We start from the raw sequence: 23000 nt of genomic DNA, 5'->3' as shown, positions 1-23000 counted from the left end.
CGCAGGGCGGCCAGGCTCAGGACGGCCAGGTGCAGGGCGGGCAGGCTCAGGACGGGCAGGTCCGGGACGGGCACTCCCCGGACGGAGCCAGGCCCACCGAGCGGGCCGAGCACGCTGTCGCTTCCCCGGCCCGCGAGGAACCGGCGCTGTTCACCCAGCCGGACACCCCGGTGCCCGTGTCACCGGGCGTGGCGCCGACGGCCGCGCCGGCGCGGTCCGGATCGGGCAGCGGGACGCCGGGCTCCATCGGGAGCACCGGCCGCGCCATCAGGCCGATCGGTGGACCCGAGCACCCGGTCGGACCGGGATACGGGTCGGGGACCGCGTACGGCGCACCGACCGATCCCGGACCGGGCAGCGACGGCGGCCAGCAGGCACCCGGTGGTCAGGACTCCGGCGGCGGGCGGCACAGCGCGCCCGCACAGCCCACCCAGCAACCGCCTCAACAGCCGCCGGGGCGCTCCCGGTAGAGCCGCAGGTGTGCCTCGGCGGCCGCCGACCAGGTATGCCGCCGAGCCAGCGCCACCCCGGCGAGCGCCCGCTCCCGCTCCACGGCAGCGACGGGCGGCGGCGTCTCGGACAGGGCCCCGGCGAGCGCGTCGGCCAGCGTCTCGGGGCCGTCGGCGAACCGGGCGGTCCCGCCGAACACCTCGCGCAGCACCGGCAGGTCGCGCAGCACCACCGGCACCCCGGCGGCCAGCGCCTCCATGGCGGCCAGCCCGAAGCCCTCCTTGGTTGACGGGAACGCGAACACGTCGGCACCGGCCATCAGTGCCGGCAGCTCGTCGTGCGCCACCGGGCCGAGCAGCACCGGTTCGACGCCCAGCTCCGCCGCCCTGGCCAGTACGTCGTCCCGGTACCCCCGGTAGTCGAACAGGGTGTCACCGCCGGCGAGCACCAGTGCCACGTCCGGCGCCCTCGACCGCAGCAGCGCCATCGCCTCGACCAGGTCGGCGGTGCCCTTGCGGGGTTCGATGCCGCCGACCGCGAGCACGTAGCGGCCGAGTTTGTGTCGCCAGCCGGCGCGCTGCCCGGCGGCTACCGGGTCCGCCGGGTCGGCGGCCGAGGCGAACCGGTCGGCGTCCACCCCGTTCGGGATCACCGTGGCCCGGATGCCCCACCCGGCGGCCAGTTCGGCGGCCACCGACCGGGACACACACACGTGCCGTGCCGGTTCCCGCAGCGCCTTCTCGTGGCAGGCCACCAGCTCCGGGGTGCTGAACTGGTCGATGTGGTGCACGGTGCGCAGCACGTCCGGCCGGACGGCGAGGGCGGCGTTGGCGCTCAGGCAGTCCTGGGCGTGCACCACGTCGGCGGTCAACCCGTCGGCCCGCAGCGCGGCCGTGAGCTCGGCGATCGAGCGGACGATGCGCGGTCCCATGGACTCGCCGTCCCGGTCCTCGAACGGCACCAACCGGACCCGCACCGCCGGGTCCACCGGCCGGAAGAAGCCGGCATCGCCGCCACGGCCCAGCGTCCACACCTCGACGTCCTGACCCAGCTCGACCAGCGCCTCGGCAAGCGCCAGGGTGTGCACCACACCCCCGCGCGGCTTGGTCGAGTAGGTCAGCAGCGCGATCCTCACGGCTCGACGACAACCGGCTCGGCAACCTCGGGCTCGGCACCGGCCGGCTCGTCGGCCTGGGTGACCGCCGGCTCACCGGCCGGGTCGACCATCGGCTCCGAGTGGTACGCGGCCGGGCGCAGCTCGGCCAGGTGGTGCAGCACCCGGCGGGACCTGGCCACCTCGGCGGCCAGGTCGACCTCGGCCACCGCGAGGCCGGCCTTGGACCAGGTACGGGCCCGGATGTCACCACCCGGCCCGACCACCTTGGCGTTGCCGAGGAAGGTCAGCGCGCCGCTGCGGCCGGTCTGGTTCGCCGAGACCAGCACCACCTGGTTCTCCGCCGCCCGCGCGCAGTCGTAGAGGTCGAACAGCCGCGCCTGGCGGTCCTTGACCAGCCGCCGCGCCGGGTCGGTCAGGCTGGTCGGCCAGGCGGACAGGCAGGCCAGCAGGATCGCCCCGTCCGCCGCGAGCGCCCTGGCCGCCTCGGGGAACGTCTTGTCGTAGTCGATCAGCATGCCCAGCCGGCCGATCGGTGTGTCGAACGCGGCGAACCGCTCACCCGAGGCGTAGCTCTCCCGCTCACCCGGCGCCAGGTGCACCTTGCGGTGCCGACCGTGCACACCGGCGCCGGACAGGCACACCGCCGCGTTGTAGGTGAGCGCGCCGACCCGCTCCCGGTACCCGAGACAGAGCACCAGATCGCCGGCCAGCTCGGCGAGCCGCTCGAACACCGGGTCGTCCGCGTCCAACGCCGGCGGCAGCTCGTCCGGGCCCGGTTGCCCGCGCAGGTCCTCCAGGTAGCCACCGAGCGTGCCGTCGGGGAGCACGAGCAGCCCGGCCCCGGCCCGCTTGGCGGCCTCGACGATCGAGGCCACCCGGTCCAGGTCGAAGTCCAGGTCGCGCCCGAACTGTGCGGCCGCCGCCGCGAGAAATACCACCGTCGCGGGTCCGCGCTATCCCACCGGCACCGGAGCGGAGCCGGCGAGTACCTCGGCGAGGTCACCGGCACTCGGCCCCGACATCCGCGCGCAGGCGCAGGCCGGATACGCCGCCAGGTCCGCCGCCGCGTCCCACACCCGCGCCGCGACGTCCACGGTCTCGCCGTCCCGGGCGGCCGACACCGCACCCGCACACGCCAGCCCGGACGCGAGCGCCACGGCGATCCCGGAACACCAGACCGGATCGCCGGTGTGCAGCGCGTCGCCCACCGCGACCAGGCCGGGCAGCCGCGCCATCGCCGAGGCACCGCCGCGGCGCACCGGCGGCAGTCGCAGCGAAGTCACCCCGGTGATCGGCTCGGCCGCGGCCGGATCCACCCAGTCGGCGATCGCCGGAATGCTGCTCGCGGCGGCCTGGAAGCCGTCCGGGGAGCTCAGCGGTGCCAGCCGGGACTCGCCGGCCCCGTTCGCTGCGCCGACCGGCACGGTGAACATCACAGTGAACGTGTTGTTGTCCGCCGGCACCACCCGGCAAGAGTAGTCGCCGAAGTCACCACCGGCGGCCAGGCCCAGGTTCAGCTCGCCCGGTTCGCCCGGCCAGTGCAGCGCGTAACAGCGCGTGTAGAAGTCGGCGCCGGTCGGCGCGGTGTCCGGGTCCGCCCGGGGCTCGGCCAGCCGAGGGTGACCCAGGTCGTCCAGCCAGCTGCTGACCGGCCCGAACGCCCCGGTGGCGTCCACCGCGATGTCGGCCGGCACCACGGCGCGGCCGACGAGTACCCCGGACAACCGGCCGCCACTGGTCTGCAGGCCGGTGGCGGCCGCCCCGCTGTGCACCCGCAGCAGTGACTCCCGCTCCGCGACCCTGCGCAGAACCCAGTCGAACACCGGCCGACGCACCGCCAGCGCGGTACCCGACTCCGCCGAGGTGGGCCCGTCCCACCGGCCGGCGGACGGGCCGACCGACCACTCCCGGGCGCCGAGCTCGAGCAGCTGCCGCAGCACGTCCGGCAGTTCGTCGGCGAGCACCTGGTGGGACTTGGGCGAGAACACGTGTCCCTGGCCGGCGTGCGGCGCACCGTCGCGGTACCAGCTGCCGGCGCCGCGGCGGCCGCTGGGCGCGGTTGCGGCGTCCCGCTCCAGCACGTCGACCGGCACGCCGCGGCGCGCCAGCGCGATCGCCGTGGTCAGCCCGGCCACTCCGGCGCCGAGCACAAGCACTCTCGACGAGCTCGTCGTCATCTCGGTACGGGGTATCGGGATCTCCTCCGGGTTTCGCATCAGCTGACCGCCCGCATCGAATGCGGCGCGTAGTAGGTGTCCGGGCGACGGTCGGCCAGATGGCACATGAAGCGCCGGGCCAGCGCCAGCTCGGACGGCACGTCCACGTCCACCGTCGCCACGCCGGCCGTGACCCCGGTGCTGGCCAGCACGTCCCCGCCAGGGCCGACCACCTTGGCGCTGGCCACGAAGCGCAGCGATCCGAAGCTGCCGGCCTGGTTGGCCGAGGCGAACACCACCTGGTTCTCCAGCGCGCGGGCCGCGTCGAACAGGTTGTGCCGCTTCGTCCAGCGGTCCTGGGCCAGGTCGGGCGCCGGCGCGGTCCGGCTGGTCGGCCAGGCGGACATGCAGGCGATGATCTGTGCACCGTCCAGCGCCAGCGCCCTGGCCGCCTCGGGGAACGCCTTGTCGTAGCAGATCAGCATGCCCAGTCGGCCGACCGGCGTATCGAAGGCGGCGAAGCCACTGCCGGCCGAGTAGTACGAGTCCTCGGCCAACGGTTGGTGCACCTTGCGGTACACCCCGTGTACGCCGGCGCCGGAGAAACAGACCGCGCTGTTGAACCGGCGACCGTCGGCGATCTCGCAGTAGCCGAGGCAGACCACCAGGTCACCGGCGGCGGCGGCCAGCTCCGCCAGCTCGGGACCGTCGACGCTGAGCTCCGGCGGACCGGGATCGTCCTTCTCCAGTGTGCTGTCCGAGTCGGACAGGTCGACCAGGTAGCCGCCGAGGCACGCTTCGGGTAGTACCAGCAGGTCGACGCCGTCCTCGCGGGCCTGTTGGATCTGCCCGGTGACCTGGTCCAGGCTGCGTCGCAGGCCACGGCCGTACTCGGCCGCGACGGCGGAGATGCGGATGCTCATCGCTCGCCTCCGCGCTCGTTCCGCTCCTCACTCGCTAGCGCTCGCTGCGATGCTCGCTCGCTGTCGGCTTCGGTGCCCATGCCTCGCCTCCGCGCTCGTTCCGCTCCTCGCTCGCCAGCGCTCGCTGCGATGCTCGCTCGCTGTCGGCTTCGGGTCCTCATGCCGCTCCCATCCCGGTCACCGCATCCGCGACGACCTCGGTGTACTCGCCGTCCGGCCAGCGCAGTCGCACCCCGGCACCCGGGCGCAGCCGCCCGCAGACCGTCGAGGTGGTGCCCGGCGCGGGCGGCGGCGTGGTCTCGCCGACCCGGTCCGCGGTGATCATCGCGTAGCCGGGGAAGCAGGTCAGCCAGTCGCCGACGGTCGCCCCGGCCGGCCGGGGCACGGCCGCGACATCCAGCTCGGCGGCACAGCCGGAGGCCTCGGCGAGCATGCCGAGGGTGCCGGCCAGCCCGGCCATCGAGACGTCCTTGGCGGCCGCCGGCCCGGCGAGCGCCACCGCGCGCTGCTGCTCGCGGAGCACGGCCGGCGGGCGGTGGCTGGTGGAGTCCCACTGCCGGCCGGTGTGTCCCTCGCGCCAGCCGCCGCCCAGGTCCGCGGTGACCCGCACCTCGTCGCCGGCCCGACCGCCGCCAGCCGGTACCGGGCGCTCGGTGCGGCCCAGCGCGGTGACCGAGAGAGCGGCGGGTACCCCGAGCTGGGTGTGGCCGCCGAGCACCGGGACACCCCAGGCGGTCGCCGCCGCACGCAGCCCGGTGAGCACCCTGGCCGCGAAGGAGGCGTCCCGCGCACCCACCGCGTCCAGCAGCCCGACCGGGACCGCGCCCATCGCGGCCAGGTCGTTCACGTTCACCAGTACGGAGCACCAGCCGGCCCACTCCGGGTCCCGCTCCACCATCGACGGCAGGATCGCGTCGCAGGCGGCGATCAGGTCGCTGCCCGGTACCGGGGCGCCGTCGTCACCGACGAAACCCGCCGGTGCGCCGGACATTCCCGCCAACAGGGCCTGCAGCGGAGCCTTCGTGGCGGCGACGAGCGCGGCGATCCGGTGCACCGGCCAGCGCATCAGGACGTGCGGAGCGCCGAACACGTCCACCGGGGCCAGCCGCTGCCAGCCCAGCCGGCCGAAGAACACCTCGTTGGCCGCCTGCACGGTGGCCTCGAAGCGAAGCGCGCCGGCCCCTTCGGCGGTCGCGCAAGCGGCACGTACCAGCGCCGCCCCGAGCTGGGCACCCCCGCGCCGCGCGGCCGGGTGCACCGCGAGCCGACTGCCGGCCCACCAGCCGAGGTCGGTCTCGGTGACCGGGGCCAACCGCACCCCGCCGACCACCGGGTGCTCCGGGTCCCCGGTGTCCCGCGCCACCAGCACGACGGTGCGCGGGTCGTCGTCGATGTCGTCGCCGTCATGGCCCCGGAACAGCCCCTGCTCGGCGACGAACACCTCCCGGCGCAGCTCGCGGTACCGGGACAGCGCGGCCGGGTCGGCGCCGCTGTCCACCCGCTCGATCAACAGCGCCGGCCTGGGTGGGGTACGCGGCGGCCGGCCGATGAGCAGCTCGCAGACGTCCACCGCGGCACCCCGCGCCACGCGCGCCGACGGGATGGCGGTGCGGGTGGAAGTGTGCGTGACGGTGTGGGCGGCGGCGTACGGCTCGGTACCTCCGGAGAGCACGTCAGCCCCCGACCGTGGACAGCGCGCTGCACGCCCCACAGGCGGCGCAGCCGGCGCCCTGGTCCGCGCCGCGCATACCGGCGGCGCTGAGCAGCCCGGCCACCCGGGAGGTCACCTCGGCGAGCAGCGCCGGAGCGGGCGCCCGCGCGCCGTCCACGTCCACCGCCAGCGTGCCGGCGGCCGGGCGGAACGGCACCACGAACGGGTAGACGCCGCGCTCGATCAGCTCGGCCGCGCCTGCGACCAGCTCGTCGGCTTTCTCGCCGAGGCCGACCAGCAGGTACGTCGAGACGCGGTTGCGGCCGAACACCTCGACGGCGCGGTCCCACGCCGCCCAGTACTCGGCCAGCGGCACCGTCGACTTGCCCGGCATCCAGCGGCGGCGCACCTCGTCGTCCAGCGACTCCACATGGATGCCGATCGCGGTGGCGCCGGCCTCGTGCAGTGCGTCGATGGTGTCCAGGTCGGCCGGCGGCTCGCACTGCACCTGGATCGGCAGCTCCGGCACGGCGGCCTTGACCGCGACCACGCAGCGGGCCAGGTGGGTGGCGCCGCGGTCACGGCCGCGACTGGTGCCCGTGGTCATCACCATCTGACGCACCCCGTCCAGCCGGACGGCCGCCTCGGCCACCTCGGCCAGCTGGGCCGGGGACTTCACCGCCACCGTGGACCCGGCGCGCAGCGACTCCTCGATGGCGCAGAACCGGCAGCGGGTCTCCGGGTCGTAGCGCATACAGGTCTGCACCACGGTGGTGGCCAGCACGTCCGATCCGTGCAGCCTGGCGAGCTGCTCGTAGCGGACGCCCTCGGCGGTCGACAGGTCGTAGAACTTCGGCCGGCGGACCGGCTCGACCTCCAGCCCGGTGTCGGTGCCCTCGTAGAGCAGCCGGCGACCGCGCAACGAGTACGGGCTGGTGGAGACGATGGGCAGCGCCGCGCTCCGGCCGCCGATGACGAGATGCCCGTCGTCGGTGGGGCCGGCTCCGGCGCGGCGCTGAACCGGAGCATCGGCGTCGTGGCCGCCCTCGCCTGATTCCAGCCGGACCCCGCGCACCGCGAGGTCCGTCCGGCTGGCCAGGATCACCGGTTCGGCGGTCTCGACCTGAGCCGGTGAATCAGCGAGTTCGGCCATCAGAACATGTAGGTCGAGTTGATGATCGCGCCCTTGCGGGCGTAGTGGATCAGCGCGTCCTGCACGTCCAGCGGGTGGGTGGGGATGACACCGTCCATCAGGTCCTCTTCACGGGCGCCGTGCAGGGACAGCCCGAACCGGCAACAGAACGCCTTGCCGCCCTCGGCGATGAACGTGGCCAACTGGTTGTTGATGTTGTGCTCACCGGGGAAGGCGGACGTGCCGGTGGTCGGGAAGCCCCGGGTGGCCAGGCAGTTCAGCGAGCCGGGGCCGTAGAAGTAAAGGGCCGACTCGAAACCCTTCCGCAGAGCCCGGGTGGCCTGCAGAATGGCTACGAAGCTCACGCTGGACTCGTGTGCGATGCCGTGGACGAGCGTGAAGTAGACCTCGCCGTCCTCGGCCTGGTAGTCCGGGAAGACCTTGGTCCCGCCGTAGATCGAGGAGCCCTCGGGCAGCGACGGGTGCGGGATCTCGGACAGGCTCTTCTGCTCGACGTCACTCAGGGCGGTCGTGCTGGTCATGAAGGGCTCCTTGGCTGGGTAGCTGCGGTTGGCTCCTAGCAAGGAGACTGCTCAGCTGTGTCCGGCCGATGACATCCGGAACAAACGGGCGTTACCAAGATCCCTGTAGACCCGTTTTTCGCGAAACATCCCGTTTACCAAATCCAGCGGAGCGCGCCGACCAGCGCAAACCCGCGCGCCTCCGCACCCCGCCACGGCACACATCCCGGTAGCACCGGACACACGATGGGCAGTGTGTGCGGCGGCACCGCGATGTGTGCGGCGGTATCAACTCCTAGCCGCCGTGGTGCGGCGGCCGGTTCTCGGTGTACCAGCGGTCATCCGCGCCGGCCGGCGGGCCACTCTCGGACCGGTCGTCACTGGTCGCCTCCGGCAATACGTCGCCGAACACCTCGGCCAGCCGACGGCGCCTCGCGGCCGCCCGCACCGCGTCACCCAGCTCAGGCCCAGCCTGCTCGGGCTCGCCCAGTTCAGCCTGCTCGGTCACCTCGGCGGGCCCGGTCACCTCGGGCCCGGCCACCTCGGGTCCGGCCACCTCGGGTCCGGCCACCTCGGGCTCGGTCACCTCGGCCCCGGCCACTTCGCGCTCGGTCACCTCGGCGGGATCGCCCACCTCAGGCCCGCCCAGCTGGGGCGCCAGCTCAGCCGTCGCGGCCGGTTCCACAGCGGGTTCGCCGCGTTCGCTCCGCTCGCCGGGTTCGGTAGCCAACGCGGGACGCCTCAACTCAGGCGTCGTCGAGCCCGGAGAGCTCCTCGATCACGTGCGGGGCCAGCGGGGTGAGCGTGGCCATGCCGTCGCGGATCGCCGCGCGGGACGCCGCCAGGTTCACCACCAGGGTGCTGCCGGACACGCCGACCAGGCCACGGGACAGCCCGGCATCGATCGCACCGGCGGCCAGCCCGGACGCCCGGATGGCCTCCGCGATGCCCGGGATCGGGCGGTCCAGCACACCGGCGGTGGCGTCCGAGGTGACGTCGCGCGGGGACACCCCGGTGCCGCCGACCGTGACCACCAGGTCCACCCCGCCGATCACCGCCGTGTTCAGCGCGTTGCGGATGGCCACTGCCTCACCGGGCACCGTGACCACCGCGTCCACTACGAAGCCGCCCTCTTCGAGCAGCTCGGTGACCAGCGGTCCTGTGGTGTCAGATTGCTCACCGTGGGCCGCCCGATCGTCCACGATTACGACCAGCGCGCGCCCGATCCGAGGTGGTGCCATCTCCATGTCGAATACCGTAGTCGGTGCCTCTGAGCCGCCCGGGCGCGCCTCATGGTCACCGACCGCGCCCCGGTTCCGGCGCGGCCCGCGACACGCTCTCGACCGGCCGGTCAGGATGTTCGGGTCCCGGCGGTGAGCTGTTCGGCCAGCGGCAACCGCACCTCGAACCGGCAGCCCGGCCCGTGGTTGGACGCCGCGATCCGCCCGTCGTGCGCCTCCACCAGGCCACGCGCGATGGCCAGCCCGAGCCCGGCGCCGATGTCCGCCTGCCCTTCGGAGGTGTCCTGCGGGGTGCGCGCCACGCTGCCCCGGAACGCCACGTCGAACACCCGGTCCAGGTCGTGCTCGGGGATGCCGCCGCAACCGTCCTGCACCTGCAGCCACGCCTGGCCGTCCTCGGCGCCGGCGGCGAGCACCACGGAGCCGTCCGGCGGGGTGTGCCGCACGGCGTTGGACACCAGGTTGCGCACCACCCTGGCCAGCTCGGGGTCGCTGCCCCGCACGACCGGCCAGTCGGTGTCGGGATCGGCGACCAGCTTCACGCCCTTGCGCGCCGCCCCGGCCGACTCGGCGGCCACCGCCTCGGAGACCACCTCGCCCAGTGACACCGCGTTCAGGGTCAGTCGCAACGCCCCCGAGGTGATCCGGGACAACTGGAACAGGTCGTCCACCATGCCGGCCAGCCGCTCGGTCTCCCGGCCGATCCGGCGGGCGTACTGCTCGGTCTCGGCGGGGTCGCTGACCACCCCGTCGGCCAGCGCCTCGGACATCGCCCGGATGCCGGCCAGCGGGGTGCGCAGGTCATGGCTGATCCAGGTGACCAGCTCGCGGCGGGCCGACTCGGCGGCGCGCTCCCGCTCCCGCGCCTCCCGTTCCCAGACGCTGTCCCTGGCCAGCCCGCGTCCGAGCAGCAGCCCGGCGGGCACTGACACGGCGGCCACCACCAGGCACACCGCGAGGGTGTCCTTGAGCTGCGGGTCGAGCATGAACTTGCCCACCGCGAGCACCCCGACCAGCGAGGCGACTACCGGGATGAGCACCAGCACGGTCACCGCGACGGTGATCGAGTACCGACGCATGAAGTGCAGCACCACCGCACCGGCGACCGCCACCGGCAGGGTGAACATCAGCGCCGGCCACCAGACCGCACCCAACTCCGTCAACATCTAGCTCACCGTTCCTCGGCGTCGCCGGCGCTGGAGCCGGCACTGGAACCGTCCAGCAGGTCGTAGCGGTAGCCGACGCCCCACACGGTGCTGATCCGGCGCGGGTTGGTCGGGTCGACCTCCACCTTCTCGCGCAGCCGCCGCACATGCACGGTCACCGTCGACTGGTCCCCGAAGCTCCAGCCCCAGACCTTCTCCAGCAGTTCAGGGCGCCCGAACGCCTGGCCGGGATGGCGGATCAGGAAGGCCAGCAGGTCGAACTCGCGGACCGTGAGCGCCAGGTCCCCGCCGTCCAGCACGGCACGGCGGGCGGACACGTCGACCACCAGGTTGCCGTCGATCACGGTCGGCGCGGCGACCGCCGGGGCCACCGCGTCCCTGGACCGCCGCAGCACCGAACCGACCCGCAGCACCAGCTCACGCGGGCTGAACGGCTTGGTCACGTAGTCGTCGGCGCCGAGCTCGAGGCCGACCACCCGGTCCTCCTCCTCGCCCAGCGCGGTCAGCATGATCACCGGGATCGGCGCGCGCGCCCGCAGCTCGGCACAGACCTCCAACCCGGAGCGCCCGGGCAGCATCAGGTCCAGCACCACCAGGTCGGGCAACCGGGCGGCCGCGAGCTTCAGGCCCAGCTCGCCGTCCGGTGCCACCGACACCTGGTACCCGGCCCTGCTCAGGTAGCGGGCGACCACGTCCAGCACCGTGGGGTCGTCGTCGATCACCAGGATGTGCCCGGTGGCTGTGCTCATCGCTCGATCCTCCTCGGCCGGTTCACCGAGGTCAGCATGGCCCCGCGGCCCTCCGGTGCGGAGCGGGGCGGGTCACCGAGGTGTCGAACGGGTGGCACTGGGGTCACGCCGGCACGTTACGACCTGGTCCGGCGCGGCGGCCGCTAGCATCCCCGACGTCATCACTCCGTAAGCATCGGAACACGCCCCGAAACCGGTGCCGCTTCATAGGCTGCGCGAATGATCAGGTCAATGATCACCGGCTCGCCCGGCGGCCGGCGGTCCGGGCAACCGGGCCCGGCGTTGCTGGTACTCGCCAAGTCACCGGTGGCCGGCCGGGCAAAGACCCGGCTGTGTCCGCCGGCCAGCCCTCGCGAGGCGGCCCGGATCGCGGCGGCCGCCCTGTTGGACACCCTCGACGCGGTGTGCGCGGTACCCGGGGCACTCCCACTGGTGGCCTGGACCGGTTCGCTCGCCGCCGCCGAGTCCCGCGCCGAGCTGACCAGGGCGCTGCGCCGGGTGACCCGGTTCGACCAACGCGGCGACACCCTCGGCGAGCGCATCGCGGCGGCGCACGCGGACGGGGCGGATCACGCACCCGGCAGCCCGCTGCTGCAGATCGGCATGGACACCCCGCAGGTCACCGCCGCCAACCTCGCCGAGGCGTTGGCACCGCTGTCCGCCGCCGTCGGTCCGGACGCGGTGCTCGGCCCGGCCGCCGACGGTGGCTGGTGGGCGCTCGGGCTGCGCGACCCCCGGGCCGCCAAGGCGATCGCGTCGGTGCCGACCTCGCGGCCGGACACCGGGGAAGCCACCCTGCGTGCCCTGCGCGCCGCCGGATTGTCCGTCGCGGTGTTGCCCGAACTGCGCGACGTGGACACCGCCGAGGACGCGCTCGCGGTGGCCGCCGCCGGCGCCGGCCGCCGTTTCAGCGCCGAGGTCGCAGCCCTCCTGTCCCGGCCCGCCGGGGTAGCTCGGTGACCTTCGACCACACCCGGGCCGACCACACCTGGATCGACCACACCTGGATCGACCACAGCCGCGCCCACCACAGCCGCGCCCACGTCTCCCGGGCCGAGTTCCCGCTCGCCGAGGTCTCCGGCACCGACCAGAACGTGAACCAGAACGACGGCACCGACGAGCTGAGGATCGACCAGTTCGACGCCGGGCTGGCCGGCCGGGCGTGCCGACTGGACCGGGCCGGCGCGCGGACCAGGACACTTCACGTGCGGCGCTGGCGGGCCGACGCCGGGCGGTCCGACCGGTGGCTGCTGGACGGCTGCCGGGGCCCGACCGTCGACCTCGGCTGCGGACCCGGCCGGCTGGTGCGTGCCCTCAGCGAACGTGGCGTACCGGCGCTCGGGGTGGACAGCTCGGCGCTGGCCGTGCAGCTGTGTGCCCGACGGGGCGCGGTGGCGTTGCGCCGCAACCTGTTCGAGGCGCTGCCCGGCGAGGGTCGCTGGCATCACGCCCTGCTGGCCGACGGCAACGTGGGCATCGGCGGGGACCCGGTGACGCTGCTGAGCCGGGTGCGCCGGCTGCTCGACCCTCGGGGCTCGGTACTGGTCGAACTGGCCACCGAGCCCGGACTCTGGTGCGGCCCGGCCCGGGTGGTCCAGCCCGGTGGCACGACGGGCACCTGGTTCCCGTGGGCCGTGGTCGGGGTGGACGCGATCGGTGACGTCGCCTCGGCCGCCGGCCTGCGACTGTGCCGGGTGCGCAACCGCCGCCGTGCCTTCGCCGAGCTGCGCCCAGCCGGCTGAGCAGCTCAGCCATGCTGGCGGCAAGGCTGTGACCAGGCACGACGGAGGAGCAAACGCGGCGGACGTCACGCGGGGGAACCTGCCCCAGACATTAAGGAGCCGCGCCGGCGTGGGGAGGGGGGACCTACGCCGGCGCGGCGTCTGTGCGCCCAGAAACCGCGCTAGCGGGCCTGGACTGGCTGGATAACGCTCACGGTACCCGCAAATGGCGGATTCGGCGCAACGAAATTGAGGGTGTTTTCGAAAGGTGACCTCGGTGGCCTCAGGTTTTGTCTCAGCGCCACCGTCCGCCACATGCCTCTCAGGTGCCGGACTGCTCCGGCGCTGGGCCGGGACCCGCCCGGCGCCCCGCTCTGATCAGCTACTCGGCTGTCCGCCGAGCGTGACCGGCAGCGTGCGGCCGTCGCCCAGCGTCATGACCACCTTGTCCCCGGGGGCATGACTGATCACCGCGGCGACCACCTCGTCGGCCGAGGTGACCGGCCGCTGGTCCACCTTGGCGATCACGTCACCCACCTTGAGGTTCGCCTGCTGCGCCGGGCTGCCCGGGCCGACGTCGACGACCACGGCCTGGGAGATGCCACCCGACTGACCGGACTGGTTCCGGGTCTCGATCTTGACGCCGATCACCGCCTTGGTGGCGTGCCCGGTCTGCTCGAGCTCCTGGGCGACCCGTTTGACCTGGTTGATCGGGATGGAGAAGCCAAGGCCGACCGAACCACCCTGCCCGCTGGAGGCCAGGCTGGCGATCGCGGTGTTCATGCCGATGACCTTGCCCTCCAGGTCGACCAGCGGTCCGCCGGAGTTACCGGGGTTGATGGATGCGTCGGTCTGGATCGCGTTCAGTACCTCGCTGCTGTTCTGGTTCGGGTCCGGCGTGGGGACGCCGAGGCCCGGCCCGGGGCCCGGCTGCAGCCTCGGGGCCGGCGGCGGCGGCGTGTCGTCGTCACCGCCGACCGAGACCGCCCGGTCCAGCGCGCTCACGATGCCGCTGGTCACGGTGCCGCCAAGACCGAGCGGCGAACCGATCGCGATCACCGCCTGACCCACCCGTACCGAGTCCGAGTTGCCGAGCGTGATCGGCTGCAGGCCCGACACGTTCTGCGCCTTCACCACCGCGATGTCGAAGGTCTTGTCCCGACCGATGATCTTGGCCGGCACGACCTTGCCGTCCTGGAACAGCACGTTCAGGGTTCCACCGTTGGCGGCCAACGACACGACGTGGTTGTTGGTCAGGATCAGGCCGTCCGGACTGAGCACCATGCCCGATCCCGCGCCGGCCTGCCGCCCGGAGGTGACCCGGATCTGGACCACGGTCGGCAGCGTCCGCTGGGAGACCTGCTCCACGGCGGTCGGCGGCGCGGCGGTGGAGTCGGCATCCGGCGACGGCGCATCGAGCACGCTGAGCCGGCCGCCGTTGGCCGCGACCTGGTAGCCGATCATGCCGCCGAGCCCCCCGCCGACCAGCGCGCCGACCAGCGCGAGCGCCAGACCGGCAAAGATCCACTTACGCCGGGAGTCGGGCTGGCGGTCCTGCTCGGCGGGGCCGCTGAACAGCCGGTAGCCGGGCTGCCCCGGGCCGGGCTGGCCATTGCCGGCGACGCCGCCCTGGGTGGGATCTGCCGCGCCCTGGGTGCCTTGGCCGGTCTCGGTGCCGGGCAGTTGCTGGGTCGGCTGGTACGGCCCGCCCGGGTAGCGCTGCGTCGGGCCGTCGAAGTTGGGATACGGCTGGAAGGCCGCGCCGGCCGGCGCCGGCTGGTACGCCGGCGAACCGGGCGGAGACTGGTACGGCGGCGCGTACGGGGACGGCGCGCCGACCTGCGGCGCCACCCCCTGAGGCGACCCACCCTGCTGAGCCGACGGGTCGTGCTGCGCCCGAGGTGCCCACGGTGACGGCGGCTCGGCCCTCGGCGACGCGTGGTCCGTGGCGGCACCGGTCGAGCCGTCTACCCCGCTCGACTCGATGGGCCCGGTCGCGTCGATCGAGCTGGTCGGGTCGGCCGGGCGCGGGTCACCGCCGGCGTCCGGGGCGGAGTCCGCCGCGACGCCCGAGCTGCTGACGGCGTCGGTAGTGGCGGAGCCGGAGCCGGCGGCCGGCGCGGCTTCGTCAGCCCCACCGGGAGCGGCTGGGGCGGCCCAGCCGGACCCGGCCGACGGGGCGGCCTCGTCGCCGTGCTCCGACGAGCCGGTCACGGCATCGGACTCGGCCGAGGACCCGGCGGCGGCGCTCGCCCCGGTCCCGGATCCCGGACCGGATTCGGCCCCGGCCGGCGTACCGGCGGGGGGCGTTACGGGCTGGACCGCGTCGTCGCGCTGCCCTGGTGTCTCGTCGTGGGCCATACCCTCACCATGGTTCGCGAAAGCGGCTGGATGGACGACCCAGCCGACGCCCGCACACAACGAGATGCGTGGAGCACCGGACAAGCCTTAGCCGCCGAGAGTAGGACTCCGTGCGGCCGCGCGTACGCAGACCCTGCAAACATCACCCGCCCAGCCCGGTGTTAGGGCATGCGTGCGGTCGCGGTGACCTGCGCTCACCCTCCTGTCTCCCCTGCGCTGGCCCATCCGGGCCCGCGCTGCCGTCCCGACCGGCTCAGCCGGGCTGACCGGGCAGTTGCACCGCGAGCAGCGCACCGCCCTGTGCGCTGCGTCCGGCCCTCGTCGAACCGCCGTGCCGCTCCGCGACCTGCTTCACGATGGCTAGGCCGAGCCCTGAACCGGGCCGACTGCGGTCCTCGGTGGCCCGGTAGAAGCGGTCGAACACCTTGACCAGGTCGTCGTCGGCGATCCCGGGGCCACCGTCGGCGACCTCCAGCATCGCGGTGCCGTCGCCGACCGGATGCAGCCCGACCCGCACGACACCGTCGGGCGGGCTCCACTTCACCGCGTTGTCCAGCAGGTTCAGCACGGCGCGCTCCAACGCGGTGGCGTCCCCGAGCAGTGTCCAGGGCACCAGCCGGCTCTCGAAGCGCACCTCGCCGGCGCGGCGCTTGGCCCGCTGCAGCGACCGCTCCACCACGTCGACCAGCTCCACCGGCTCGTGCACGGCCTGCGGCGCATCGTCGCGGGCCAGCTCGACGAGGTCGCCGACCAGCGTGGTCAGCTCCTCGATCTGGCCGCGCACGTCGTCGAAGATCTCCCTGCGGTCGGCCTCGGGCAGCGCGTGCGCGCCGGGTTCGCTGGACGCGACGAGCAGTTCGACGTTGGTGCGCAGCGAGGTCAACGGGGTACGCAGCTCGTGCCCGGCGTCCGCGACCAGCCGGCGCTGCTGTTCCTGCGCGGCCGCCACCGCGCCCAGCATCAGGTTGAAGCTGTGCGTCAGCCTGGCCAGCTCGTCGTTGCCGGTGACCGGGATCGGCCGCAGGTCACCGGTGCTGGCGACCCGCTCGGTGGCCGCGGTGAGCCGCTGCACCGGACGCAACCCGGCGCCGGCCACGGTCGCCCCGGCCAGCCCGGCGAGCACCACACCGGCGCCGCCGACCAGCGCGAGCACCACGCCGAGGCCGCCGAGGGTGTGCCGGATCTGGTCCAGCGGCTGGGCCAGCACCAGGGCGAACCCGTTGGAGCCGGTGGGTACCGCGAGCACCCGCTCGTCGCTGACCGTGCGCAGCGAGTCGGGGTGTTCGGCGGAGGCGACCTCCAGCTCCGGTTCCCCGACCGGCGGCGGCGGTGAGTGCGCGATGGTGATCAGGGTGCCCTGGGCGTTGATCAGGGCGACCCGCACGTCGGAGCCGTACAGCGCGGCGGCCGGCAGGTTCGCCGGGTTGGCCAGCAGGCCGCTGTTCACCACGGTTTCGGCGCGCTGGTGCAGCTGGGTGTCCAGGTCGGCGAACAGCGAGGCGCGCACCACCCAGAACGCGGCGGCCGAGATCCCCGCGGTGGCCAACCCGACCATGATCGCGGCCAGCAGCGCCACCCGCATCCGCAGCGAGATCTGTTCGGACGCGCGGGCCCGCAGCTCGACGCCTCGCAATCGCACGCCAGCATTCTCGGACCTGGCGCGGTGCCGGGGTGATCTAGGGCCCCCGCCGCCGCGCCACGCAGCGCCGACCCGAGGGCGGAGGCCGCGAATCCGTGACCTGACCCGCGACGCCAGACCGCCGGAGTGCGTCCCCGGGCCGGCAGCCGCCGGCGGAACCGCACCGAGCAGCGTGTCCCGGTCCCCCGCCGCACCGCCGGGGCGCGGCGTGAACTCACCGGTCTCCGGGTCGAACTCGCCGTCGTCGCAACGGAAGTCGCCCGTCTCCAGGTCGAACTCGCCGGTCTCCGGTTCGAAGCCGTCCGACCTCGACGCCCGGCCGCCGGTTCCCGGTTCGGCGCCGTCGGTGCGCGGCCCCAGGCCGCCGGTACCCGCTCTCAACACCACATCAGGGCGCGGTCTCGCGCAGGACGTAGCCGACACCGCGGACAGTGTGAATCAGCCGGATCTCGTCCTCCAGCTCGGTCTTGCGGCGCAGGTAGCCGATGTAGACCTCGAGCGCATTGCCGGTGGTCGGGAAGTCGTAGCCCCAGACCTCCTCCAGGATGCGGCTGCGGGTGAGCACCCGGCGCGGGTTCGCCAGCAGCAGCTCGAGCAGGGAGAACTCGGTGCGGGTCAGGCTGATCTGCCGCTCGCCCCGTTTCACCTCGCGGGTCTCCGGGTCGAGCGAGAGGTCCGCGAAGGAGAGCGGGGTGAACTCCGGGCCGGACTCGCCGCCGCCCAGCTGGCGCCGCAGCAGCGCCCGCAACCGGGCCAGCAGCTCCTCCAGCGCGAACGGCTTGGGCAGATAGTCGTCGGCGCCCGCGTCCAGCCCGGCCACCCGGTCGGACACGGCGTCCCGGGCGGTGAGCACCAGGATCGGCAGGTCGTCCCCGGTGCCACGGAGGCGCCGGCAGACCTCCAGACCGTCCAGCCTGGGCATCATCACGTCCAGCACCATTGCGTCCGGCCGGGCCATGCTCACCGCCGTGAGCGCCGCCTGGCCGTCGGTTGCCAGGTCGACCTGGTAGCCGTTGAACGCCAGCGAACGGCGCAACGACTCACGGACGGCCCGGTCGTCGTCGACCACGAGAATGCGCATGACACTCAGTGTGAACCGGGCATCTGTGAGTCGCCTGAGAGCATGCCTCGATTGAAGTACGAGGTTGCCGTGAGATCCATCCGACCGGGTAACGGTCCTAGGGAGCGTCTGATGGATCATCCAGCCGGCTGCGCGGCGCCCAGGCGACGCCTCGCGGCGTTCTCGTCGGGGCCGATACAACCCCGGTATCGCCCCCTCCGAAGACGACACAAGCCTTGCGAGCCACCGCCTGGATCACCGCTCGCTCGGCATAGATCCACCAGACACTCCCTACGCGTCCGGCCCGAAGCTGGCGAAGTAGGCCGCCGCCAGGTCTTTCTCACCGTGCCCCAGGTCCTCGGCCCGGTGCATGCGGGCGGCGACGGCCTCGGCGATGTCCAGCCGCACCCCGTTGTCCCGGCCGGCCTCGACGACCAGGTCGGCGTCCTTGCCCGCGTTGGTGACGGTGAAGTTCGGCGCCCAGTCCTCGTTCAGGATGGCCGCCGCCTTGGCCCGGAGGTAGCCCGAGTCCAGCGGGCCGCCGGCGATCCCGTCCAGGAACGCCTGTGGGTCCACGCCCAGCGCGCGGGCCAGCGCGAGCGCCTCGCCGGCGCCGCCGGTGACCGTCAACACCCAGCCGTTGAGCACCAGCTTGAGCCGGCTGGCGGCCGCACCGGCCGGGTCCTCGGCGAGCCAGAGGGTCTGCCGGCCGATCGCGTCGAACACCGGGGTCAGTGGCTCGCGGGCCTCCCGCGGCCCGGCGGCGAGCACCAGCAGGTCGCCCGACTCGGCGGGTGCCCGGGTACCCATGACCGGGGAGTCGACCACGATCAGTCCGTGCCGCTCGGCCAGCGCGGCGAGCTCCTCGGCGGCGCGCACCCCGACCGTGGTGGTCTGCGCCCACACCTGGCCCGCGCGCAGGCCGGGTGCCGCGTCGTCCATCACCTGCGCGACAGCCGGCCCGTCCTTCACCATGGTGACGATCACATCCGCGCCGGTCACCGCCTCGGCGGGCGTGTCCGCCAGCCGCGCGCCGGCCGCCGCGAGCGGCTCGGCCTTCTCCGGGGAACGGTTCCACACCCGCAGCGGCAGGCCCGCCTTGAGCAGGTTGTGGCCCATCCCGGCGCCCATGATCCCGGTCCCCAGCAGCGCCACAGTCACCTTGTCACTCATACCCCCGACCCTAGGCCGACCCGCCCGAACCGCCCGAACCGCCCGAACCGCCGCACAGACCTCGTACAGGCCGCACAGACCCTGCACGGGCTGTGCGGGTGGTACTGGGTCTGTGCCGGCGACACCCCCACCGGCATGATCGGGAGGGTGACCTTCCTGCTCGTCGTCGCGCTAGTTGTCGTCCTCCTGCACCTGTATCTGTACTGGCGGCTGGTGCACAGCACGGCGGCCCGCGCGCGCTGGCGGGTGCTCGGGTTTCTGCTGCTGCTGGTGCTCGGGGCCAGCACGGTCGCCGCGTTCCTGCTGCTCAGGGTCTTGCCGCCGGCGATGGCCGCGAGGGTCACACCGACCGAGATCGTGGTGCTGAACTGGGTCGGCTACCTGTGGTTGGCGGTCGGGCTGTACTCGGCGCTGGTGCTCGTGATCGTCGAAATCCCCCGGCGCCTGATCCGGCGGCGACTGGACCCCGGGCGGCGGCGCGCCATGGCCAGGATCTTCGGCGGCGCCGCGGTGCTGATCGCCGGCGGCACCGTCGGCTACGGCGTGAAGCAGGCGCGGGTGCCCCAGCTGGTCCGCCGCGAGGTCACCCTGGACAAGCTGGACCCCGCGCTGGACGGGATGACCATCGCCGTGCTGGCCGACATCCACCTCGGCGTCATCAACCGGGGCCCCTTCCTGGCCGACCTGGTGCGCCGGGTCAACGACGAGAGCCCGGACCTGGTGGCCATCGTCGGCGACCTGACCGACGGCACGGTGGCCGAACTCGGCCCGGCGGCGGCCCCGCTGCGCAACCTGGTCGGGCCGACGTTCTTCGTCACCGGCAACCACGAGTACTTCTACGACGCCGAGCAGTGGTGCGAGTTCCTGCCGACGCTCGGGGTGCGGGTGCTGCGCAACCAGCGGGTGCCGGTCGGGCGGTGGGGCGGCGGGGCGGGTTCGCCGACGTTGGACCTGGCCGGCATCGACGACCGGACGGCGGCGCGTTCCGGCGAGCCGGGACACGGCGCGAACCTGGCGAAGGCGCTGGCCGGGCGGGATCCGGCACGCCCGGTGGTACTGCTCGCGCACCAACCGGTGTTGATCGACCAGTCCTCCCGCGCGGACGTGGACCTGCAGATCTCCGGGCACACCCACGGCGGGCAGCTGCTTCCGTTCGGCTACCTGGTGCTACTGGACCAGCCGGTGCTCGCCGGGCTGACCCGGGTGGGCCGCACCTGGCTGTACGTCACCAGGGGTGTCGGCTTCTGGGGCCCGCCGGTCCGGGTCGGGGCCCCGCCGGAGATCACCCTGCTCACCCTGCGCTCCGGCCGCAAGGTCTGACCCGCCAGACCCCCGCGAGTCGGGGATTCCGTCAGCCCGAGTCGGGGATTCCGTCAGCCCGAGTCACCGCGAGCCGGGGGTGACCGGGTGCGTGGCCAGCCACTCGGCGACCGGGATCCGGCGGGCCGAGGCGTACCCGGTGGGCAACGGCACGTCGCCGGCCACCGTCCGGTACACCACCGGCCAGGCACGTAGCCCGATGAACGCGCGCGGGTCGGCGACCATCATCGCGGCGTACTCGCGGACGGCACGCACGTAGCGGACGTCGTTGTTGTAACGCCGCAGCGCCCGGTCCAGCCCGCCGGCCGAAGCCCCACCATTCGCGGCCAGGTAGTTCGCCGCCCCCATGATCGAGTCGCGCGGGTTCCAGACGTCGCCGCCGAGGCCGTAGGCCGCCCAGGTGGCCGGCATGAACTGCATCGGCCCCTGCGCCCCGGCCGACGACAACCCGACCACCCGGCCCATCCGGGTCTCCACCAGGTTGACCGCGGCGAGCACGGTCCACGGGATCCCGAACCGGTGCTGCGCGGCGTCGTAGTAACCGCGCAGCTGCCCGGCGGGCAGTGGGTCGACCACCCGCCAGGCCGGCAGCAGCGCGCTCGGCCCACCGTTCAGCGAGGTCAGCGCGCGGTACGCGGTGACGGCGTGCTGGGTCTGCCCGCCGAGCCCCGGGCCCACGGCGGCGATGACGGCGGCGTCCCATTCCGGGTGGTCACCGAGGTCCTGGTAGGCGTCCTGGGTGCGCCGGCCGGCGTCGGCGAGTGCCTCAGGACTGGCGGCCGGGTCGTGGACCACGGCGTCCCCGGCGCGGATCTCACAGGCCAGCGCGGCGGGGCCGGCGGCCGGGCACCCCTCCGGCGGCGCAACGGGCCCCCCGCCCGACGAGCAACCCGCCACCAACAGCACCAACGCAACCGCACCGGCGAACCGGCGCACCACAGGGACAACCACGTACGCCGACGCTAGTCGGTGTGCTCACCCCACCGCCCGTGGTGCACCGCCTGAGCCAATGGCCGCCGGGAGCGCCAGCCGTGTCGTTCCAGGTCAGGCACCGTTTCCAGGTGGGTCACCGGCCCCAGACAGAGCCAGGCGAGCGGGCGTACCCCGGCCGGCATGCCGAGCAGCGAGGCCAGGAACGGCTCGCGGTAGAACGACACCCAGCCGACCCCGAGACCCTCTGCGGTGGCCGCCAGCCACAGGTTCTGGATGGCCAGGCACACCGAGTACAGGCCGGCGTCCGGGATCGAGTGCCGGCCGAGCACCGCCGGCGCGCCCCGGCTCGCGTCGTAGCTGACCACCACCGACAGCGTCGACTCCAGGATCCCTTCGATCTTGATCCCGGCGAACCGTTCGCGGCGCTCGCGGTCCAGCGTCTCGGCGAAGCTATCCCGCTGCTCCCGCACGTGGTCCCGGAACGTGAGCTTCGTCCGATCGTCACTGACCAGCACGAAGTCCCAGGGCTGACTCAGGCCGACGCTGGGCGCGGCGTGCGCCGCCTCGAGCACCCGGTCCAGCACACCTGCCGCCAACGGCTCGCCGGTGAACTGGCCCCGCACGTCCCGCCGCCTGTTGATCACGTCGTATAGGTCGCGGGACAGCTGGGTCGGCGTGACGCTCACGTCGATCCGACGGCCCGCTCGGCGGCGCTCACCGCGTTGCGGAACAGCATGGCCACGGTGGTCGGGCCGACCCCGCCGACCCGTGGCGTGATCGCGCCGGCCACCTCGTTGCAGGCCTCGTCGACGTCCGGCAGCAGTCGCCGGCCGGAGTAGCGCACCCCACCGCCGATGACGACCGAACCCGGGTTGACGTGCTCGGGCTGGATGATGCCCGGCACGCCGGCGGCGGCGACCAGGATGTCGGCCTTGCGGGTGTACTCGGCCCAGTCCGGCACACCGGTGTGCACGACGGTGACCGCGGCGTTCGCGGTCGGCCGCTTCTGCGCGAGCAGCATGGCCAGCGGGCGGCCGAGTGTCGGGCCGCGGCCGAGGATGACGACGTGCTTGCCGGAGACCGGGATCTCGTAGTGCGCGAGCAGCTCCTCGATGCCGGCCGGGGTGCACGGCAGCGGGCCCGGCAGCCCGAGCGCGAGGCGGCCCATGTTGACCGGGTGCATGCCGTCGACGTCCTTGTCCGGGTCGATCGCGGACAGCGCCGCGTCGTAGTCGAGGTGGCCTGGCACCGGGTACTGCACCAGCAGCCCGTGCACGGTCTTGTCGTCGTTGAACTCCCCGACGGCGGCGAGCAGGTCGGCCTGGGTGGCGTCGGCCGGCAGGTGCGCGTGCGGGGAGGTGAAGCCCAGCTCGGCGGCCTGCCGCTGCTTGATCCGGATGTAACCGGCGCTCGCGTCGTCGTCGCCGACCAGGATGGTGGCCAGGCTCGGCGTCACGCCTCGGGCGCGCAGCGCGTCGGCCCGGGCAGCGACGTCGGCGAGCACGCGCTCGGCAACGGGGGCACCGGCGAGCATCCGTGCGGTGGTCGGTTCGGGGTTGGCGGGGTCAGGCATTCAGGCTCCTCGGCGTGGGACTCCCCGTCACCGTAGGGGTCGCGGGCGCGAAGGGCCCAGGCCGGCTGGTCGGTCAGCCGCCGAGAAGTGCGCTCGGGGTGGACCGGACCGGCA

Annotated in this window: 21 protein-coding genes; 3 read left to right on the top strand and 18 right to left on the bottom strand. The window is 73.7% G+C overall.

Annotated features, from left to right (window positions below; translation table 11 throughout):
• Window positions 1-442: 442 nt before the first annotated feature.
• The 11 genes from ACTXG6_RS11970 to ACTXG6_RS11920 form a co-directional block, all read right to left on the bottom strand.
• Entirely contained in the window at window positions 443-1585 is a 1143-nt protein-coding gene (locus ACTXG6_RS11970) for an MSMEG_0565 family glycosyltransferase (RefSeq protein ID WP_445187849.1), read from the bottom strand.
• On the bottom strand, window positions 1582-2505 hold the full coding sequence (locus tag ACTXG6_RS11965; RefSeq protein ID WP_445187848.1) for a carbon-nitrogen hydrolase family protein: 924 nt from the start codon (window positions 2503-2505) through the stop codon (window positions 1582-1584). Before ACTXG6_RS11965 ends, ACTXG6_RS11970 begins: the two co-directional genes overlap by 4 nt.
• 15 nt (window positions 2506-2520) lie before the next feature.
• On the bottom strand, window positions 2521-3783 hold the full coding sequence (locus ACTXG6_RS11960) for an FAD-dependent oxidoreductase (protein WP_445187847.1): 1263 nt from the start codon (window positions 3781-3783) through the stop codon (window positions 2521-2523).
• Window positions 3783-4646, bottom strand: a complete 864-nt coding sequence (locus ACTXG6_RS11955; RefSeq protein WP_445187846.1) for a carbon-nitrogen hydrolase family protein — start codon at window positions 4644-4646, stop codon at window positions 3783-3785. Before ACTXG6_RS11955 ends, ACTXG6_RS11960 begins: the two co-directional genes overlap by 1 nt.
• 157 nt (window positions 4647-4803) lie before the next feature.
• Entirely contained in the window at window positions 4804-6318 is a 1515-nt protein-coding gene (locus tag ACTXG6_RS11950; RefSeq protein WP_445187845.1) for an MSMEG_0567/sll0787 family protein, read from the bottom strand.
• 1 nt (window position 6319) lies between these two features.
• Window positions 6320-7450: an MSMEG_0568 family radical SAM protein gene (locus ACTXG6_RS11945; RefSeq protein WP_445187844.1), complete on the bottom strand. Its 1131-nt coding sequence runs from the start codon at window positions 7448-7450 to the stop codon at window positions 6320-6322.
• Complete coding sequence (locus ACTXG6_RS11940; protein WP_445187843.1) at window positions 7450-7971, bottom strand: MSMEG_0572/Sll0783 family nitrogen starvation response protein; 522 nt, start codon at window positions 7969-7971, stop codon at window positions 7450-7452. The genes ACTXG6_RS11945 and ACTXG6_RS11940 overlap by 1 nt, the downstream gene beginning before the upstream one ends.
• A gap of 274 nt (window positions 7972-8245) precedes the next feature.
• Window positions 8246-8680 carry a hypothetical protein gene (locus ACTXG6_RS11935; protein WP_445187842.1) on the bottom strand — a complete coding sequence of 145 codons (435 nt, stop codon included), beginning with the start codon at window positions 8678-8680 and terminating at the stop codon, window positions 8246-8248.
• 16 nt (window positions 8681-8696) lie between these two features.
• On the bottom strand, window positions 8697-9191 hold the full coding sequence (locus ACTXG6_RS11930) for a MogA/MoaB family molybdenum cofactor biosynthesis protein (protein ID WP_445189980.1): 495 nt from the start codon (window positions 9189-9191) through the stop codon (window positions 8697-8699).
• A gap of 110 nt (window positions 9192-9301) precedes the next feature.
• Entirely contained in the window at window positions 9302-10357 is a 1056-nt protein-coding gene (locus ACTXG6_RS11925) for a sensor histidine kinase (RefSeq protein WP_445187841.1), read from the bottom strand.
• A gap of 5 nt (window positions 10358-10362) precedes the next feature.
• A complete protein-coding gene (locus tag ACTXG6_RS11920; protein WP_445187840.1) occupies window positions 10363-11106 on the bottom strand; it encodes a response regulator transcription factor in 744 nt (247 codons plus the stop codon).
• Between the two features lie 231 nt (window positions 11107-11337).
• On the opposite strand from ACTXG6_RS11920, the gene ACTXG6_RS11915 reads away from it, so the two are divergent.
• Window positions 11338-12066 carry a TIGR04282 family arsenosugar biosynthesis glycosyltransferase gene (locus ACTXG6_RS11915; RefSeq protein WP_445189979.1) on the top strand — a complete coding sequence of 243 codons (729 nt, stop codon included), beginning with the start codon at window positions 11338-11340 and terminating at the stop codon, window positions 12064-12066.
• A complete protein-coding gene (locus ACTXG6_RS11910; protein ID WP_445187839.1) occupies window positions 12063-12848 on the top strand; it encodes a class I SAM-dependent methyltransferase in 786 nt (261 codons plus the stop codon). Before ACTXG6_RS11915 ends, ACTXG6_RS11910 begins: the two co-directional genes overlap by 4 nt.
• A 357-nt stretch (window positions 12849-13205) precedes the next feature.
• Here the strand turns inward: ACTXG6_RS11910 and ACTXG6_RS11905 are convergent, their stop codons facing one another.
• The 4 genes from ACTXG6_RS11905 to ACTXG6_RS11890 all read right to left on the bottom strand — a co-directional run bounded on the left by ACTXG6_RS11905 (window position 13206) and on the right by ACTXG6_RS11890 (window position 19060).
• On the bottom strand, window positions 13206-15188 hold the full coding sequence (locus tag ACTXG6_RS11905) for a trypsin-like peptidase domain-containing protein (RefSeq protein ID WP_445187838.1): 1983 nt from the start codon (window positions 15186-15188) through the stop codon (window positions 13206-13208).
• A 253-nt stretch (window positions 15189-15441) separates the two neighbouring features.
• Window positions 15442-17208 (bottom strand): sensor histidine kinase, encoded by a 1767-nt coding sequence (locus tag ACTXG6_RS11900; RefSeq protein ID WP_445187837.1) that lies wholly within the window; start codon window positions 17206-17208, stop codon window positions 15442-15444.
• 7 nt (window positions 17209-17215) lie between these two features.
• On the bottom strand, window positions 17216-17908 hold the full coding sequence (locus ACTXG6_RS11895; RefSeq protein WP_445187836.1) for a response regulator transcription factor: 693 nt from the start codon (window positions 17906-17908) through the stop codon (window positions 17216-17218).
• A 270-nt stretch (window positions 17909-18178) separates the two neighbouring features.
• Window positions 18179-19060 carry an NAD(P)-dependent oxidoreductase gene (locus ACTXG6_RS11890; protein WP_445187835.1) on the bottom strand — a complete coding sequence of 294 codons (882 nt, stop codon included), beginning with the start codon at window positions 19058-19060 and terminating at the stop codon, window positions 18179-18181.
• A 147-nt stretch (window positions 19061-19207) separates the two neighbouring features.
• Here ACTXG6_RS11890 and ACTXG6_RS11885 point away from each other — a divergent pair, with 147 nt between their 5' ends.
• Entirely contained in the window at window positions 19208-20380 is a 1173-nt protein-coding gene (locus tag ACTXG6_RS11885) for a metallophosphoesterase (RefSeq protein WP_445187834.1), read from the top strand.
• 63 nt (window positions 20381-20443) lie between these two features.
• Here ACTXG6_RS11885 and ACTXG6_RS11880 read toward each other — a convergent pair whose 3' ends face one another.
• The 3 genes from ACTXG6_RS11880 to ACTXG6_RS11870 are packed head-to-tail and all read right to left on the bottom strand — an operon-like array spanning window position 20444 to window position 22886.
• Entirely contained in the window at window positions 20444-21331 is an 888-nt protein-coding gene (locus ACTXG6_RS11880; RefSeq protein ID WP_445187833.1) for a lytic murein transglycosylase, read from the bottom strand.
• A gap of 11 nt (window positions 21332-21342) precedes the next feature.
• Complete coding sequence (gene bluB, locus ACTXG6_RS11875; RefSeq protein ID WP_445187832.1) at window positions 21343-21999, bottom strand: 5,6-dimethylbenzimidazole synthase; 657 nt, start codon at window positions 21997-21999, stop codon at window positions 21343-21345.
• On the bottom strand, window positions 21996-22886 hold the full coding sequence (locus tag ACTXG6_RS11870; RefSeq protein ID WP_445187831.1) for a bifunctional 5,10-methylenetetrahydrofolate dehydrogenase/5,10-methenyltetrahydrofolate cyclohydrolase: 891 nt from the start codon (window positions 22884-22886) through the stop codon (window positions 21996-21998). The genes bluB and ACTXG6_RS11870 overlap by 4 nt, the downstream gene beginning before the upstream one ends.
• Window positions 22887-23000 lie beyond the last annotated feature (114 nt).

Source organism: Pseudonocardia sp. Cha107L01 (genome assembly GCF_052566575.1).
Note: the sequence above shows the minus strand (reverse complement) of the source record. Positions and strands in the feature narration are given on the sequence as shown.